Origin of the sequence: Zavarzinia aquatilis (genome assembly GCF_003173035.1) — a bacterium.
In the GTDB taxonomy this organism is placed as follows: domain Bacteria; phylum Pseudomonadota; class Alphaproteobacteria; order Zavarziniales; family Zavarziniaceae; genus Zavarzinia; species Zavarzinia aquatilis.
Genome location: NZ_QGLE01000002.1, coordinates 479,451 through 495,657, shown reverse-complemented (window position 1 = coordinate 495,657; position 16,207 = coordinate 479,451). Strand labels below are relative to the sequence as shown.

Sequence of the window (16,207 nt, the reverse complement as noted above, 5' to 3'; positions counted from 1 at the left end):
CGCCGGCCACCGCCCCGCACGTCGTTTCAGACCAGCGAAACGATGGCCTTGCCCAGGTTCTCGCCGCGATAGAGACCGGCTAGAACCTCGGGCGCCCGCTCGATCCCTTTCGTGATATCCTCGTCATAGGTGATCTGCCCCGCCCGGATCAGATCGGCCAGTTTCGCCGCGGTCTGCGGGAAATCGGCCAGGTGATCGAAGATCACGAAGCCGGACCAGGACAGGCGCTTGGTCAGTACCTGCCGCTCGCAACGCGGACCCTGGGGCAGTGGCGTCCAATGCGGAATGGAGGCGGTGCCGCATTGGACAATGCGCCCGCCCGTCCTCATCAGGGCACGGGCGGCATCGCCGATCTCGCCGCCCGTGTTGTCGTAGAAAATGTCGATGCCCCCCGGGCAGGCGATGGCGAGGTCGGCGGCGATATCGCGCGAGGCGCGGTAGTTCACGGCCCGGGCATAGCCGTAGCGGCCGGTGGCGGCGTATATCTTGTCGTCCGAACCGGTGACGCCGACGGCGGTGCAGCCGGCGATCCGGGCCAGCTGGCCGACGAAACTGCCGACACTGCCCGCCGCCGTCGAGACCACCACGGTTTCCCCCGCCCGGGGCCGGCCGAGGGTGTGAAAGGCGATATGGGCGGTGAGCCCGTTGATGCCGAGCACACCGAGGCTGGCCGTCAGCGGCAGGTCGCGTTCGGTGACAAGGCGCAGCACGGCGGCTGGCGTCGCGGTGCAATAGTCCTGCCAGCCGAACCAGCCATAGACGAAATCGCCGGCCGAAAAGCCATCCGCCCGACTCTCGACGATCTCGCCGACCGCGAGCGCGCGCATCGCCGTGCCCAGCGGCACGGGGTCGCTGTAGTTGCCTTCGTCGTTGGCCCAGCCGCGTTGGGCGGGATCGACCGACAGGTGGTGATTGCGCACCAGAAATTCACCCGGAGCGGGCGGGCGAATTTCAGCGGCGTCCATCGTGAAATGCTCCGGCCGGGGTACACCTTGCGGGCGAGCGGTCAGCAGGATGCGGCGATTGAGGGGCGAAGGGCTGGGCATGGTTTCCTCGTGGTGGGGATGTTTATTTTAATAAAAACAGTTTAAACGGCTTGTATGTTGTTTAAATACGGAAGACAGTGATCCCGCGACCGATCCTTGGCGGGGATGGCCCCTGGCCTCCTGTATTTAGTGCACATGCGCATTAAAATCCCGGTCGTGGGTGGTGGATCCTGATCTCCGGGCGGGCCGCCTCGGGCCATGGCATACGCCCGCCGGGGCCAGGATGCAGAGGGAAAGGGAATGTAGCCAATACTTTCGATGGGCACTTGCTTCGATCTGCGGAAGTGAGCTAGTGTCCATATTAATAGTGCGGTAGCGTACCAAAACAAAGCGTACAATTGCCGGCGGAGTTCAACCGCCCGGCTGGGGGTGGCCTTCGGGCCGACAGGGAGGACTAGCGATGCAATCGTACTTCAGGACATCCGTCCTGTCGGTGGCCGTGCTTTGCGCCTGCGGGCAGCTTGTCGCGTCGCCGGCCGGGGCGGTCGAATTCCAGGCCGCCGGTGCCGACATCACCTTTTCGACGGTGATCAGCGCGGGCGTGCTGATCCGCGCGGAAGATCCCAGCACGGAATTCGTCGCCGCGGGCAACATGCCGGGCGGCTTCTCGTCGACCAGCGCCTATGACGATCCGTCGCTGAACTTCAAGAAGGGCGACGTCGTCTCCAACGTCTACAAAATCTTCAGCGAACTGAAGGTCGATTACGGCGACTTCGGCGGCACGATCAGTGCCAAGGCCTGGTACGACCACGAACTGGATTCGGGCGACCGCCGGCACGGCAATCTCGTCAACGGCTATGCCGCCGGGCGGCCGCTCAGCGACGCGACCTTCGACGACCTCGCGAAGTTCAAGGGCATCTCGCTGATGGATGCCTATGTCCGGGGCAAGGTCGATGTCGCGGACCGGCCGCTCGAGCTTCGCCTCGGCCGCCAGGTGGTGAGCTGGGGCGAGGGCCTGTTCATTGGCGGCGGCATCAATTCGATCAATCCGATCGACGTTTCCGCCTTCCGCCGGCCGGGCGCCGAGCTGAAGGAAGGCCTGCTGCCGGTCGAGATGGTCTATGGCAACCTCGGCCTCACCGGCGATCTCTCGCTCGAGGCCTTCTACCAGCTGAAATGGGCGCCCACGGTCATTGACGGCTGCGGCACCTATTTCTCGACCGTCGACGCGGTCGCGCGGGGCTGCACCCTGTTCACCCTCAGCGCCGCGCAGGACGATCTGACCGGCATCACGGTCGGCAATGTCGCCAAGCGCGGCGCCGATATCGAGGCGCGCGACGACGGCCAGTTCGGTTTCGCCCTGCGTTACTACGCGGCCGAACTCGATGTCGAATTTTCGACCTACTACATGCGCTACCACAGCCGGGCGCCCTATATCAGCGTCTACAACTCGACCCCGGCCAATGGGGCCTCCTCCTTCATCGTCGGCGATCCGCTCGGCGGCAACTTCCGCTATGTGATCGAGTTCCCCGAGGACATCAATCTGTTCGGCGTCGGTTTCTCGACCGTGCTTGGCGGCGTTTCCGTCTTCGGCGAGGCGTCCTTCCGGCCGGATATGCCGGTGCAGCTGAACGCCAATCACCTGCTCGCCGCCTTCCGCAGCGGCGGCGCCTCGGCCCAGTCGCCGCTGTCCTCCGCTGTCAAGGTCGGCTCGGGCGAGCTGTTCCATGGTTACGACGAGGCGGAGCAATATCGCGCGCAGGTCGCGGCCTTCAAGCTGCTGCCGCCCGCGCTTGGCGCCGCCGGCATCACGCTGATCGGCGAAGTCGGCTTCGAGGCGCTCGAAGGCCTGCCGGGCGACCGGCGCTATGGCCGCACGGCGGTTTACGGTCTCTACAACCGCACCGGAACCTGCGTCGAGACGACCGCGAAGAAATGCGCTGATGATGGTTACGTCACCGATTTCTCCTGGGGTTACCGCGCGCGCGGGGTACTCGACTATCCGGATGCTGTGTTCGGCTGGAACATGAAACCCTTCGTGTCCTGGGCTCATGACGTCACCGGCACCGCGTCCGACAGCACTTATGTCGAGGGGCGCATGGCGCTCGGCGTTGGTGTCGATTTCGAGAGCGGCGGTTACGGCTTCGGCACGTCCTACGTCCGCTTCATGGGCGGCGATTACAACTATGGCAAAGATCGCGATTTCGTGTCGATCAACGCGACGGCCCGGTTCTGAGTTGGGGAGGATTGCAAGCGTGAACAGGAAAACTCTCTTGGGCGCGGCGCTGGTCGCGCTCATGGCCGGCAGTGGTCCGGCCCTCGCCAAGATCACGGAAGCGGAGGCGGCGCGCCTCGGTCAGGATCTGACGCCGCTCGGCGCCGAAAAGGCGGGTAATGCTGACGGTAGCATTCCGGCCTGGGACGGCGGCCTGACCGGAATGTTGCCCGGTGTCGTGCCCGGCATTTCGCGGCCCGATCCCTTCCCGAACGAAAAGCCGCTCTTCACCATCCGGGCGGCGAATGTCGAGACATACAAGGACAGGTTGACGCCGGGCCAGATCGCGCTGCTGAAGCGTTATGGCGACACATTCTACATGAACGTCTATCCGACGCACCGGACGGCGGCCCTGCCGCCCGAGGTCTATCAGCGGATCAAGGAACAGGCGACCAAGGTCGAGCTGGAGGACGGCGGTTACGGTCTGTCCAACCTCGGCTTGTCGACGGTGCCCTTTCCCATTCCGAAGACCGGTCAGGAAGCGATCTGGAACCATCTCGTGCGCTATCGCGGCCAGGCCTTCGACCGCCGGGTGATCCAGGCTGTGGTCAAGCGCGACGGCGGCTTCACGCCGATGATCTATCACGATCTGCTGACCTTCCGCTCGGGCACGCCCGAGACCCCGGATAATGCCGATATCGTGCTGAAGATCGTGCAGAAGATCCTGCAGCCGCAGCAGCTTTCCGGCACCACATTGCTCGGCATTGACCGGCTGAACCCGGTGCGTCAGCCGCGTCAGGCCTGGATGTACAACGCCGGTGCGCGACGGGTGATGCGGGCGCCGGAAATCGGCTATGACAATCCGGGCATCGGCTCGGACGGTGCCCGCACCAACGACAATTACGAAATGTTCAACGGCGGTCTCGACCGCTACGACTGGAAGCTGCTCGGCAAGCGCGAAGTCTATATTCCCTATAACGCCAATCGTCTCGATGCCCGGGGTATTCCCTATACCGATATTCTGAAGCCCAACCATCTCAATCCGGAGCTGCTACGCTATGAGTTGCATCGGGTCTGGGTGGTCGAGGCGACGCTGAAGGAAGGGATGCGCCATCTCTATGCCCGGCGCACCTATTATCTCGACGAGGACAGCTGGTCGATCGTTGGGGGCGAGCATTACGACGGAAGAGGCGAGTTGTGGCGCGTCTCCGAGGCGCATCTGCTCCAGTATACCGAGGCGACGGTGCCGTTCTACTGCGTCGAGACGCTCTACGACCTGCTGGGCGATCGCTACATCGCCTTCGGCATGAACAACAACGAGCCTTACGAGATCAAATTCGACTGGCGTGCAGATGACGATTTCTACACGCCGTCGAACCTCCGGCGTATCGCCGACTGAGCCCCGGTCGGCGAAGGAGGTCACTGGCCGGCGGTCCCTGGGACCGCCGGCTTTTTTTCTGCTCTATTGGCGGTGCAGGACGCGCAGGGCCCGGGCCTTGGCCAGGGCGCCGGCACGGTTCTTGACGCCGAGTTTCGAGTAGATGTTGTAGAGGTGCCATTTGACCGTCGGCACCGACAGCGACAGGCGCGAGGCGATCTGGCTGTTGTCGAGACCGGAATCGAGCAATTGCAGCAACTCGATTTCGCGCGGGGTGGGGGCCTCGACGATATAGCCGTCGTTATCCGCCGTCTGTGGCCGGGATGCCGCCGGGCTGACACCGAGGGCATCGCAGATCTTGGCGAAGAAGGCGAGATCGGCCGGCAGGGTCAGGCCGAACTTCTTCATCGGGGTCGACTGGATGACCTGAACGACGAGATCCCGCTGTTCAAGGAAGGAACGCATGAGATGGCGTTTCGAGGCGGTGACCACAGCCCGCGCCAGGGCCTTGATCGCCCCGTCCTGATTGTCGGAACGCAGCATGAAGGCTGTCTGCAGCAGATGCAGCTCGATCTGGTCGCGGCGCCGACCGGTATCCTGGGCGCTCCTCAGTTCCTGCTCGATCAGGGTTTCCGCTTCCCTCAGCGAACCGGCGGCCATCAGCAGGTCGATGCCGGCGAGTGTCGCGGCCGACCGCTCCATGGCCGAAAACCCGGTCAGGGCTTCCGGATGGAAGCCGGCGGGGCGTGACCAGATCGACAGGGCTTCCGCCTTGTCCATGGCGTCGGCGGTGCGGCCATGGCGCAGCGCGCAGCGGATCAGGGCCAGTTCGACCAGGAACGGCAGGCGCCGGGCATAGCGCCGCGCCATGGATTGCAGCACCTCGATGTTGCGCTGGTCCTCGCCGCTGTCGGGGCATTGCAGCGCGACTTCGATGCCGAACCAGGCGGTGTCGAGGATGCCCTCGTTGATGCCCTGTTCGATGGCCTGACGGACCATCTCGACCGCCTCGGTGATGCGTCCGGTGTCCGCCGCCGCCCGGGCCCGGCCGAGGGTGAGGACGGAGACGATGGCCGCCGAATCGCCGATGTTGGAGCGTACCTGTTCCTCGGCATCGCGCAGATTACGTTCGGCCTCGATGGGATCGCCCTGCATCAACTCGACGATGGCGCTGACCGAGGCGACCCAGGACAGGCCGTAATCGCTTCTGACCCGGATGATCGAATCCTGCGCGAGCCGGAGGGCGCGCCGCGCGGTCTGGAAATCATGCATGATCGCGCTGGCGATGGCATAGGCGCCGGCGACCGCGGCGAAGTCGAACGTTCCCGCATCCGGGTAATCGGCCAGCCAGCCCGGCGCCTCGGCCCGGACCGCGTCCATGCGGTCGAGGTGGAAGTTGAAGATGATCTGCGCCATGCGGTGGGGCGACCACAGCGGCCCCTTGCCGTCGTCGTCCGGCGCCACCTCGCGGATACGGCCCGCCAGCTCGTCGAGCGTTACACCCGCCCGCTCGTAATGGCGATTGAAGGCAAGGGCCCAGGCGTACCAGAGCAGCGTGTCGAGGCCGAGGGTCGCGCCCAGGGTCTTGGCCTGTTCCACCCATTGGGTGAAGGTCGAAAGGTCGCCGCGGTCGCGCACCATCGGGCGGGCCAGCTGCTCGAGAATGGCGGAAGCCTGTTCGGGCAGCGGCGCCGCCAGCGCGAGTTCGAGGGCATAGGCGCGATCGCCCTTGGCACGCAGCCATTCGGTGGCGGCGAGCAGAACCTGCCGGCGCCGCTCCGGTGTCTGACGGCCGGCGGCATCGGCGAGCAGGAACTGCCGGAACAGGCTGTGGAAACGGAACCAGGTCTGGCCCCGGTCGAGCGGGACAATCAGCACGTTCCGCTCGACGAGGAAACGAACCCAATGCGCCGCCCGCGGGTTGCCGGTCGCCGCCGCCGCCAGCTCGACGGAGAAGCCGCGCAATTCGGCGATGTCATGCAGGAAATCGACCAGATCGGGATCGAAACTGGCGATCAGGCGCCGCGACAACAGCGCGGCCAGATCGGCGTCGGCGCCCGAGAAATGCTCGAGGCCTTCCGTGTTGTCGCCCTCGTTGCTCAGGATCAGCTGGATCAGGCGGATCGCGGCCGGCCAGCCCTCGGTTTTGGAGACGACGGTGGCGATATGCTCGTTGCTCAGGTGATCGAGACCGGAGGCGCGCAGCATGGCGGCCGTGGTGCTGAAGTCGAAGCCGAGTTCCGAGACGGTGATCCGGCGCAGCTTCATTTCGATCCGGGCCCGCCCGGAATCGAAGGGCACCGGGTCCGTCGAGGTCACGCAGAATTTCACCGTGTTCGGGGTGCGGAAGGTCAGCGCGTCGAGCAGGAGCGAAAGGCCAGGGTCGCTGCAACTGTTGATGTTGTCGATGAAGATCACGACCTCGCCCGGCAGCCGGGCGAGATGCGCGATCATCCGGTCGACCCGGTGGGGAAGACTGCCGCGCGGGTCCTCGATCGACGCGCTGTTCAGGTCCAGGCGGGACAGGCCGATCGCATGTTCGACCAGGGTCAGGATCATCGGCAGATCGGCTTCGCGATCGTCGATGCCGAGCCAGAAGGTGCGCGCGCCGCTCGCGGTCGCCAGACGATGGATCTGGGTCATCAGCACGGTCTTGCCATAACCCGTCGGCGCAACGATGGTCGTTACCTTCGGCAACGGCCCCGCCGCCTCGAAAGATTGCATGACGCGCGTCGGTGCAAGCGTGAAGGCGTATCGGGGCGGCTCGAAGCGGCCGGCGCCGATGAATGAATTCTCGTCTATCGAGCGGGCGCCGCTCGCCTCCGCCGTGACCTCGCTCATCGACGACCGCCGGTTGTCCGTCGTGCAGGGGCGCGATTGTTGCGTTGCCGCGTGTTCAGCCAGACGCGATTGTCCTCGCATGGGTGCATCCTCCTTACCCCCCAGTTTCCGGTCGCCGTTTTTATGGTCGCAATGCCGTGGCTATCCGGTTGTGCTCTTTCTCTTCAGAAAGAATTCAAAACATATCACTTTTATGTCTGCCGCGCTGCCGTGGATCGTCAGCCGTTCCAGAAAATTGCCTCGGGTTGGCGGCTAAATTTGCCCCGTATCGGAGACGGCCAAACCTTTCGTCAGGCGACAGCCCGGCCGAAGGGGCCGGACATTTGCCTCCGGAGTGAATCGACGGCGGTCGTCTGCTTGTTGCGTGCCGCTCGATCAAGGGAGGAAAAACATGTCTATTGCAGATGCGCTCCGGGAGTCCCCGGGCGCCGAGCGCGGAGTCGTGGCCGGCCGGGCGGCCGTGCTGTCTTCGCCCGGTGGCACGTTCACCATCGAGGATGTCAGCCTGCAGAAGCCGCGCCGGGACGAGATCCTGGTGCGCGTCGTCGGCGTCGGAGTCTGCCACACCGATGTCGTCTGCCGTGGCGACTTTCCGATGCCCATGCCCGTCGTGCTCGGTCATGAAGGCGCGGGCATCGTCGAGGCGGTGGGCAGCGGTGTTACCCATGTCCGTCCCGGCGATCATGTCGTGATGAGTTTCGATTCCTGCGGCGCCTGTCCCAATTGCGCGCGCTCCGCGCCGTCCTATTGCTATAATTTCATGGCGTCCAATTTTGGCGCCGTGCGCCCGGGCGATGGCAGCACCCCGATGAGCCGGGGCGGTGGCGAGGCGGTGAATGCCCGCTTCTTCGGTCAGTCGTCCTTCGCAACCCATCTGATCGCGCGGGAGCGCAACACTGTCGTCGTGCCGAAGCAGGCGCCGCTCGAGATTCTCGGCCCGCTCGGCTGCGGCATCCAGACCGGTGCCGGCTCCATCCTGAATTCGCTGAAGGTCGGCCGTGGCGATGCCGTCGCGATCTTCGGCGCCGGCGCGGTCGGCCTCAGCGCCGTGATGGCGGCGCGGATCGCCGAAGCGAGCCATGTCGTCGTGGTCGAGCCCAATGCGGCGCGGCGCGACCTCGCGCTCGAACTCGGCGCGACGGCCGTCGTCGACCCGCGCGGCGTCGAAGATGTGGTCGCGGCGGTGAAGGCGGCGGGGCCGGGCGGCGTCACCCACGCGCTCGACACGACCGGCATTCCGGCCGTCATCGGCAATGCCTTCCAGACCCTGCTGCCCAATGGCCAGCTCGGCTTCGTCGGGATGCCGCCGCCGGACGCCATGCTGCCCGTCAACATCATGGACATGCTGGTGCGCGGCGCCGGGGTCAAGGCCTATACCGAAGGCGACAGCGATCCCGAGGTCTTCATTCCTCAGCTCGTCAACTATTACCTCGAGGGCAGGTTGCCGTTCGACCGCCTCGTCAAGCGTTACAGGTTCGAGGACATCAACGAGGCTTTCGACGACACGGTTGCCGGCCGTGCGATCAAGCCCGTCCTCGTGATCTGATTTCTACGGGCGTTTTCGCCCGTGAATGAAACGTCCCGCCCGCCGTCGGACCATCGGCGGCGGCCGGGTTCGTGCGTCCAAAAAAACAAAAACACGCATAAGGGAAAATCACGATGTCCTTTACTCGAAACCGGATGGTTGCATCTCTTGGTGTTGCACCCGTCCTGCTGATGTCGGCGCCTGCCGGCGCTGTCGATATTTCCATTTCAGGCTTCGTTCGCCAGGAGGTTGCGGTCAAGGTCGACGATCGGGAGAATCCGTTCAACACCGCGGGCAATCCCTACAATGGGGTTGCCGTCGCGACCGATCCGCTGATCCCGATCGGCAATTCGGTCACCCGCCCGACCCGTTCGGCCGAAAACGACTTCAATCTCTTCGCCAGCCGGCTCGAGGTGAACCTCGATGCTGTGTTCGATCCGTCGCTGAAGTTCCATGCCACGCTGCGGGGCTATTACGACTGGAATGTCTACGATGACAACGGCGATACGAGCTTTTTCGAGACGCCGGTCCGCGGTGGCGAGCGGGGCACGCTGCTCGAGGTCTCGGGCAAGGACTATATGGTCGATTTGCCGGCGGCCTATGTCGATTATTCGACCGGGCCGCTGTTCTTTCGCCTGGGCAACCAGCAGATCGCCTGGGGCGAGGCCCTGTTCTTCCGGGTGCTCGACGTTCCCAGCGGCCTCGATCTCCGGCGCCATCTGATCTTCGATCCGGCGGCCGAGGAATTCTCGGACAAGCGGGTGTCGTCGCCCGCCCTCCGCACGTCGTGGCAGATCGACCCGGTGTGGGAGGTCGATGCCTTCGTTCAGCAATTCTCGCCTTCCGTGGTGCCTAATCCCTCCACGCCCTACAACGCGATCCCCGATCAGTTCACCGTTCACGATCGCTATTCCCAGGTCGATGGCAGCTGGAATGTCGGCGGTCGCCTGCGGGCGCAGTTCGATGACCTCGGGCTGCAGTTCATGGCGACCAGCCGGCGTAATCCCGACGGTGCCTATCGCTGGACCGCCTCGGGGGTGAACAAGGATATCGCCGGCCTAGCGGGCACGGGGGCGATCCTGGCCCAGACACCGTTCGAGGTCGATGGCGCCAATGGCGTCTATTCGGCGACCGAATGGTTCGACTATGCGGGCATGGTGCGGCTTTCAGGCGTCGGCGCATTCAATGCGGCGCTGGGCGATTTCGCGGCGGCGGGGGCGCTTGCCGGCTCCCTCGGGATCACCCAGACCGACGATTTCGCGCAGGTCGGCCGCTCGCTCGACACATTGTTCATGCTGATGGGCGGCACGCGGGGCCATATCGAGCGGCTCTATCCTTACGAGAACGTCTTCGGCTTCGGCGCGAACTACATCTTCAGCGGCGAGCCCGACACGCTGCTCGATCAGCTGATCGGTCGCTTCGAGCTGACCTATACGCCGGACAAGACCTTCACCAGTCCCGACCTGTCGCAGGATTTCCTGAAGAAGGATGAACTCGCCTTCGCCCTCGTGTTCGAGAAATACCATCGCTTCAGCGAGGATTTCCCGGCGACCTATATCGTCTTCCAGTATCTGCACAAATCGGCGAGTGATCTTCTGGGCCGGCCCCTCGATGGTTACGGCGGAACCGCCTCGCAGGCCTCGACCGGTATCGACGGCGGCTTTAACGCCCTCGCCGTCGCGATCCAGCAACCGTCCGAGACATTGGAATGGCGCTTCGATCTGACCGCGCTTTATGACCTTCAGGGCGGAGCCATGTTCCAGCCGGGCGTCAAATGGAAGCCGGACACCGACTGGCAGGTCGATCTCTACGCCACGCTCTTCGCGGCGGAGGACAACAACAAGAACGCCATTTCGACCGTCGATTATGCCGACGAAGTGTTCATGCGCGTAACCCGTCAGTTCTGATGTTCCGGCGGGCGGCGGTGCCGCCCGCCCTTTCCTGTGCAGGCGTAACCAACCACGGGCCGGGGAGCCCTATAGAGGAGGACGCATCGTGCTGGATGAATTCAAATACTGGCGCCTGTGCGCCTGGGCCGGTCCGGCCTTCATGTCTGTCTTTATCGTGTTCTGGGGGATCATGGGCTTCAACCTGCCCCCGTTCTCCGGCGCCCTGCCGGCGGAAGACATCGCGGCCTATTTCCGGGAAAATGCCAACACGGTGCGCCTCGGCATGGTCATCGCCATGAGCTTCGCCGTGCTCTACATGGTCTGGGGCCTCGCCATCGCCAAGGTGGTCGAAAAGGTGGAGGGCGAGAGCAATATTCTCTCGACCCTGACGGTCTGGGGCGCGGGGCTGACCGTGGTGCCGATCCTCGTCTCCTGCTCGGGCTGGCTCGCCGGCGCCTACCGGCCGGAGGCGCTGCCCGATGCCGTGCTGCAATTGCTCTACGACTGGTCGTGGCTGCTGATCGACCTTGGCTACTCGGTGACGACGCTGCAGATGATCGCCCTCGGTGTCGCCTTCCTCGGCGACAAGCGGGACGTGCCGCTGGTGCCACGCTGGCTCGCCTGGTATGGCATCTGGGTCGGGGTGAGTTTCGCCGCCGAATGCCTGATGCCCTTCTTCAAGAGCGGCCCGTTCGAGCGGGCGGGCATCCTGAATTTCTGGATCGAATTCTCGGTCTGGTTCGTCTGGTGTCCGACGCTGACCTTCCATGTCCTGCGCGCCATCCGCCGGCTTGAGGACGAGAAGCTGGCCCGCCACGGCCTGCGCCGGCCGGCCCCCGGTCTGATGCCCCAGGCCGCTGAATGAGCGGGCGTGCGACGGTGGCGGCACCTCGTGTGCCGCCACCGGGCGACGCGGGACTGTGGACGTTCCTCGCCGCGGATATCTTCATGTTCGGCCTGTTCTTCCTGATCTTCGTCTGGGAGAGGGCGCAGGCGGTCACCGCCTTCGACGAAGCGCGCCGGCTGCTCGATCCGACCATCGGCATGGTGAACACGCTGTTCCTGCTGACGGCGTCCTGGTTCATGGTCGGCGCGGCCCATGCGGTGCGGCACCGACAGCGCAGGGCGGCACGGCGGCACATCGTGCTGGCTTTCCTCGCCGGGGCCGGGTTCGGCGTGCTGAAACTGTCGGAATATGCGGGCAAGATCGCGGCCGGCATCACCATGCTGACCAGTGATTTCTTCACCTATTATTTCGTCTTCACCGGCGTGCATTTCCTCCATTTCATCGGCGGCATGGTCATGCTGGTGGTGCTGTTCCTGCGCCTCGGGACCGCGCGCGAGGGCGAGGTGATCTGGACCGAATCCATCGCCAGCTATTGGCACATGGTCGATCTCCTGTGGCTGATGCTCTTTCCCATGCTCTATCTGATGAGGGTGTGATGCGGGACGGTTTCGCGCCCCCCCTGTGGGGCACATGGCTGGCCCTGGCCGGGGCGACGGTGGCGAGCTGGCTCGTCTTCGAGGAGGCGGGGGCGCCGGGCCTCGCGGTGACGCTCGTCATCCTGATCGCCGCCGTGAAGATAAGGCTGGTCTTCACCCGCTTCATGGAGCTTCACGGCCGGGTGATGCCCTGGCGCCTCGTGTTCGAGGTCTGGCTGGCGCTCGTCACCGTCATCGTGCTGGGCGGCTACTGGTATGCCGGCGGCGGCTGACGGGAAAGGTCAGCCACCATGTTCGGCCGGCAGGCCAAGGAAGGCGAGGGCGGCGCGGGAAAGCGCCGCGGCCGGCAGGACTCCGGCCGCGAAATCGCCCGGCTGGTCCTGCTGGATGACGAAGGGAAAGTCGGAGCCGATCACGATCCGGTCCTCGCCCAGCGCGTCGGCGATGTAGCGCAAGGTCACCGGGTCGTAGACGACGCTGTCGTAGAAGAAGCGCCGGGCCATGGCGCTGGGCCTTTCCGGGAACACGGCGCCAAGGGGGCCGCCCAGCGACCAGACCCGGTCGAGACGGGGCAGAATCCACGGCAGGGCACCGCCGCCGTGGCACAGCATGATGCGCAATCGGGGAAACCGCGCCGGTATCCCCGCCGACAGCAGGCTGGCCCCGGCCAGCGCGGTGTCGAGCGGGAAGGCGGCCGCGGCGGCCAGCGCCGGATGCCCGGGCAGGCGGTCCTTCCCCGCGGGATGTAGGGGATGAATCATCAGGCAGAGGTCGAGGTCTTCCGCCGTGGCATAGAGTTCGTCGAAACGGGGATCGCCGAGGGCGACGCCGTCGACATGGCTGCCCAGTTCGATGCCGCGCAGTCCGAGCGCCTTGATCTCGGCGAGGCGGCGGGTGGCGCGGGCCGGGTCCTGAACGGGGACCATGCCGATACCGCTCAGACGGTCGGGTGCCGCGGCGATCATGGCGGCGAGCGAATCGTTCATGTAACGGCAAAGATCATCCGCGTCATCGGCCGGGAACCAGTGCGAGAGCAACTCGGGCATGGGGGAGAGCACCTGACGGTCGATGCCCTGCGCCGTCATTTCGGCGAGGCGGGCCGGAACATCCCAATTGGCGGGGGTCAGCACGCGGAACGGCTTGCCGCCGATCACGATCGCGGCCTGTCCGTCGGCGCGATGCTCCATCGCCGGCCACAGCGGCGTGCGGCCCGATCCGGCGGGAAAATACGCCGGCACGAAGTGGGCATGGGTGTCGATGACTGGCGGCACGGCGGTTTCCTCCCGCACTTGATTTCGTCGGCGCCCACTATGCTGTAATTTTTTCTATTTACAAGCAGTCCGAACTGTTTGTAGAAAAATAAGAACAAGCGCCGATGGACAGGGGCGCGGCTAAGGGGATGGAAGCCATCATGCAGGGCAACAGGAATGCGACGCCCGGCGTCGTCATCGTCGGCGCGGGCCAGGCCGGCGCCCGGGCCGCGGAAGCCGTGCGCGGCGCCGGCTATGCCGGGACCATCACCCTGATCGGCGCCGAAGCCCACATGCCTTATGAGCGGCCGCAATTGTCGAAGGCGACCCTGCTCGAGGACGGCGCGCCGGTGATCATGATCCGCGACGGCGAAGGCTGGCGCGCGCTCGGCGTCGATGTCGTGCCCGCCACCCGCATCGTCACGGGCGATGCCGGCCGCCATGTCGTCGTGGCCGACGACGGGCGGGAGTTCCCCTACGACAAGTTGCTGATCGCGACCGGCACCACGCCGCGCCGCCTGCCGGCGGTGGAGGCGGGCCCCCTGCCGGTCCTGCCCTTGCGTTCCATCGAGGATGCGCAGGCCCTGCGCCGCCATCTCGCGCCCGGCGTCCGCGTCGCCATCGTCGGCGGCGGCGTGATCGGGCTGGAAGTGGCGGCGGCGGCGGTCAAGGCCGGCGCCACGGCGACGGTGATCGAGGCCGCGCCGGGATTGCTGGCCCGCGCGCTGCCGCCGGTGGTCGCCGATTTCGTCAAGGCACGCCACGAGCGGGAAGGTGTCACCTTCCGGCTGGGCCGGGCGCCGGTCGGTCAATCGGCCGCGGGCGTAGAGATCGAAGGCGGCGAGACCGTGCCGGCGGATGTCATCGTCGTCGGCATCGGGGTCGAGCCCGAGCTGGCGCTGGCCCGCAGCCTCGGCGCCGAGATCGACCAGGGCATCCTGGTCGATGAATGTGGTCGGACTTCCGTCGCGGATGTCTTCGCCGCCGGCGATGTCGCGAGCCGGTTCTGTCCGTGGAACGGCCGCGTGCTGCGGATCGAGACCTGGGCCAACGCCCAGAATCAGGCGGCGGCCGCCGCCCGCACCATGGTCGGCGAGGCGATGGCCTATCGCGATCCGCCGTGGTTCTGGAGCGATCAATACGATCTGAACATCCAGGTGGTCGGCCACGCGGCCGCGCCGGGCACCACCGTGCTGCGGGGCGATCCGGCGACCGGGCGGTTTTCGGCGCTGACGCTGGCGGGCGGCACCGTCATCGGCGCGGTCACCGTCAATGCGCCGAAGGACATGGCGTCGCTGCGCCGCCTCGTCGCCGCGGGCCGTCCCCTCAGCGCGCAGGAGGCCGGCGATACCGCCTTCGACCTGCGCAAGGCCGCGACACGATAATCACAGGGAGAGAAGCAGATGAGCGGATTGGACGGCCAGAATCCCCTGGTCCTCGTTGATCGGGAAAACCACAGTTTCAGCGTCGCCCGGCGCAGCTTCGTCGATCCGGTGATCCTCGAGGCGGAGCGGGAGCGTATTTTCAGCCGCTGCTGGCTGTATCTCGGCCATGAATCCGAGCTGGCGAAGCCGGGCGATTTCGTCACCCGCCAGGTCGGCGGCCGGCACGTCATCTTCGCGAAGAATCCCAAGGGCGAATTCCGCGCCCTGCTGAACACCTGCGCCCATCGCGGCGCAAGGGTCTGCCGCGAGCGCAGCGGCAACGCCAAATCGTTCCAGTGCTTCTATCACGGCTGGATCTTCGGCCTCGACGGCAACCTGCGCCATCTGCCGGATGAGGAAGCCTATCCCGAAGGCTTCAAGGACCGGCCGTCGTCAGGCCTGAAGCCGGTGCCGCGCTTCGAGCGTTACCGCGGTTTCGCCTTCGTCTGCTTCGACGAGAACGCGGTGCCCCTGACCGACTATCTGGGCAAGGCCACGGAATATATCGACATCGTCGCCGATCAGTCCGAAGCCGGCATGACCGTCGTCGGCGGCACGCAGGAATATTCGATCCGCGCCAACTGGAAGCTGCTGGCCGAGAATTCCTATGACGGCTATCACGCCGCGACCAATCACGCGACCTATCTCGACTATCTGCGCAATACCAACGGCGGCCTCGCCAATGTCGCGCTGGTGGGCGAAGGGCGGGACCTCGGCAATGGCCACGCCGTCGTCGAATACAAGGCGCCCTGGGGCCGGCCGGTGGCCCAGTGGATCCCGATGTGGGGCGAGCAGGGCAAGACGGAAATCGACGCGATCTTTGCCCGCCTCGTCGAGCGCCACGGGCAGGAGCGGGCGGAGCGCATCGCTACCCGCAACCGCAATCTGGTGATTTTCCCCAATCTCGTCATCAACGACATCATGGCGGTGACGATCCGCACCTTCTATCCGGTCTCGACCGATTACATGCAGATCAACGCCTGGGCCCTCGGCCCGAGCGAGGAAAGCAGCTGGGCGCGCGAATACCGCCTGTTCAACTTCCTCGAATTCCTCGGGCCGGGCGGCTTCGCCACCCCGGACGACATCGAGGCGCTGGAACAGTGCCAGCGCGGCTACGCCAACGCGGGCGAGGTCGCCTGGAACGACATTTCCAAGGGCATGAACCGCAACCCGCCCGCCTATGACGACGAAGCCCAGATGCGCGCCTTCTGGACCCAATGGAACAGCCGCATCGGCGGCACGGCGGCGTGACGGGG

General features: G+C 65.5%; 12 protein-coding genes. 9 read left to right on the top strand and 3 right to left on the bottom strand.

Annotation, left to right across the window (positions count from 1 at the left end; translation table 11 throughout):
* Positions 1 to 26: 26 nt before the first annotated feature.
* Entirely contained in the window at positions 27 to 1,046 is a 1,020-nt protein-coding gene (locus tag DKG74_RS05775; RefSeq protein ID WP_109903557.1) for an NADP-dependent oxidoreductase, read from the bottom strand.
* A gap of 400 nt (positions 1,047 to 1,446) precedes the next feature.
* Here DKG74_RS05775 and DKG74_RS05770 point away from each other — a divergent pair, with 400 nt between their 5' ends.
* Together DKG74_RS05770 and DKG74_RS05765 are read left to right on the top strand one after the other, a co-directional pair.
* The gene (locus DKG74_RS05770; RefSeq protein ID WP_109903555.1) at positions 1,447 to 3,222 is read left to right on the top strand and encodes a DUF1302 domain-containing protein; all 1,776 of its coding nucleotides are present in this window, start codon (positions 1,447 to 1,449) and stop codon (positions 3,220 to 3,222) included.
* A 19-nt stretch (positions 3,223 to 3,241) separates the two neighbouring features.
* Positions 3,242 to 4,600: a DUF1329 domain-containing protein gene (locus DKG74_RS05765; RefSeq protein WP_207779247.1), complete on the top strand. Its 1,359-nt coding sequence runs from the start codon at positions 3,242 to 3,244 to the stop codon at positions 4,598 to 4,600.
* Between the two features lie 63 nt (positions 4,601 to 4,663).
* Here the strand turns inward: DKG74_RS05765 and DKG74_RS22165 are convergent, their stop codons facing one another.
* Positions 4,664 to 7,420 carry a helix-turn-helix transcriptional regulator gene (locus tag DKG74_RS22165; RefSeq protein WP_165837546.1) on the bottom strand — a complete coding sequence of 919 codons (2,757 nt, stop codon included), beginning with the start codon at positions 7,418 to 7,420 and terminating at the stop codon, positions 4,664 to 4,666.
* A gap of 391 nt (positions 7,421 to 7,811) precedes the next feature.
* Here DKG74_RS22165 and DKG74_RS05755 point away from each other — a divergent pair, with 391 nt between their 5' ends.
* From DKG74_RS05755 to DKG74_RS05735, 5 genes are all read left to right on the top strand, one after another.
* Entirely contained in the window at positions 7,812 to 8,966 is a 1,155-nt protein-coding gene (locus tag DKG74_RS05755; protein WP_109903549.1) for an NAD(P)-dependent alcohol dehydrogenase, read from the top strand.
* A gap of 134 nt (positions 8,967 to 9,100) precedes the next feature.
* Positions 9,101 to 10,852 carry a DUF1302 family protein gene (locus tag DKG74_RS05750; RefSeq protein ID WP_207779246.1) on the top strand — a complete coding sequence of 584 codons (1,752 nt, stop codon included), beginning with the start codon at positions 9,101 to 9,103 and terminating at the stop codon, positions 10,850 to 10,852.
* 88 nt (positions 10,853 to 10,940) lie between these two features.
* The gene (locus DKG74_RS05745; protein WP_109903545.1) at positions 10,941 to 11,699 is read left to right on the top strand and encodes a DUF4386 family protein; all 759 of its coding nucleotides are present in this window, start codon (positions 10,941 to 10,943) and stop codon (positions 11,697 to 11,699) included.
* Entirely contained in the window at positions 11,696 to 12,277 is a 582-nt protein-coding gene (locus DKG74_RS05740) for a cytochrome c oxidase subunit 3 (RefSeq protein WP_109903543.1), read from the top strand. Before DKG74_RS05745 ends, DKG74_RS05740 begins: the two co-directional genes overlap by 4 nt.
* Positions 12,277 to 12,549 carry a cytochrome C oxidase subunit IV family protein gene (locus DKG74_RS05735; RefSeq protein WP_109903541.1) on the top strand — a complete coding sequence of 91 codons (273 nt, stop codon included), beginning with the start codon at positions 12,277 to 12,279 and terminating at the stop codon, positions 12,547 to 12,549. Before DKG74_RS05740 ends, DKG74_RS05735 begins: the two co-directional genes overlap by 1 nt.
* Positions 12,550 to 12,558: 9 nt before the next feature.
* Here DKG74_RS05735 and DKG74_RS05730 read toward each other — a convergent pair whose 3' ends face one another.
* Complete coding sequence (locus DKG74_RS05730) at positions 12,559 to 13,548, bottom strand: amidohydrolase family protein (protein ID WP_165837545.1); 990 nt, start codon at positions 13,546 to 13,548, stop codon at positions 12,559 to 12,561.
* A 140-nt stretch (positions 13,549 to 13,688) separates the two neighbouring features.
* On the opposite strand from DKG74_RS05730, the gene DKG74_RS05725 reads away from it, so the two are divergent.
* Together DKG74_RS05725 and DKG74_RS05720 are read left to right on the top strand one after the other, a co-directional pair.
* Positions 13,689 to 14,912, top strand: a complete 1,224-nt coding sequence (locus DKG74_RS05725) for an NAD(P)/FAD-dependent oxidoreductase (RefSeq protein WP_165837544.1) — start codon at positions 13,689 to 13,691, stop codon at positions 14,910 to 14,912.
* Between the two features lie 18 nt (positions 14,913 to 14,930).
* Positions 14,931 to 16,202, top strand: a complete 1,272-nt coding sequence (locus tag DKG74_RS05720) for an aromatic ring-hydroxylating oxygenase subunit alpha (RefSeq protein ID WP_109903535.1) — start codon at positions 14,931 to 14,933, stop codon at positions 16,200 to 16,202.
* Positions 16,203 to 16,207 lie beyond the last annotated feature (5 nt).

Excerpts from the sequence above, each read along its gene's own strand:
- DKG74_RS05720 (WP_109903535.1), top strand. The coding sequence starts at position 14,931 with ATGAGCGGATTGGACGGCCAGAATCCCCTGGTCCTCGTTGATCGGGAA.
- DKG74_RS05775 (WP_109903557.1), bottom strand. The coding sequence starts at position 1,046 with ATGCCCAGCCCTTCGCCCCTCAATCGCCGCATCCTGCTGACCGCTCGC.
- DKG74_RS05770 (WP_109903555.1), top strand. The coding sequence starts at position 1,447 with ATGCAATCGTACTTCAGGACATCCGTCCTGTCGGTGGCCGTGCTTTGC.
- DKG74_RS05740 (WP_109903543.1), top strand. The coding sequence starts at position 11,696 with ATGAGCGGGCGTGCGACGGTGGCGGCACCTCGTGTGCCGCCACCGGGC.
- DKG74_RS05735 (WP_109903541.1), top strand. The coding sequence starts at position 12,277 with ATGCGGGACGGTTTCGCGCCCCCCCTGTGGGGCACATGGCTGGCCCTG.
- DKG74_RS05755 (WP_109903549.1), top strand. The coding sequence starts at position 7,812 with ATGTCTATTGCAGATGCGCTCCGGGAGTCCCCGGGCGCCGAGCGCGGA.
- DKG74_RS05750 (WP_207779246.1), top strand. The coding sequence starts at position 9,101 with ATGGTTGCATCTCTTGGTGTTGCACCCGTCCTGCTGATGTCGGCGCCT.
- DKG74_RS22165 (WP_165837546.1), bottom strand. The coding sequence starts at position 7,420 with ATGAGCGAGGTCACGGCGGAGGCGAGCGGCGCCCGCTCGATAGACGAG.
- DKG74_RS05725 (WP_165837544.1), top strand. The coding sequence starts at position 13,689 with ATGCAGGGCAACAGGAATGCGACGCCCGGCGTCGTCATCGTCGGCGCG.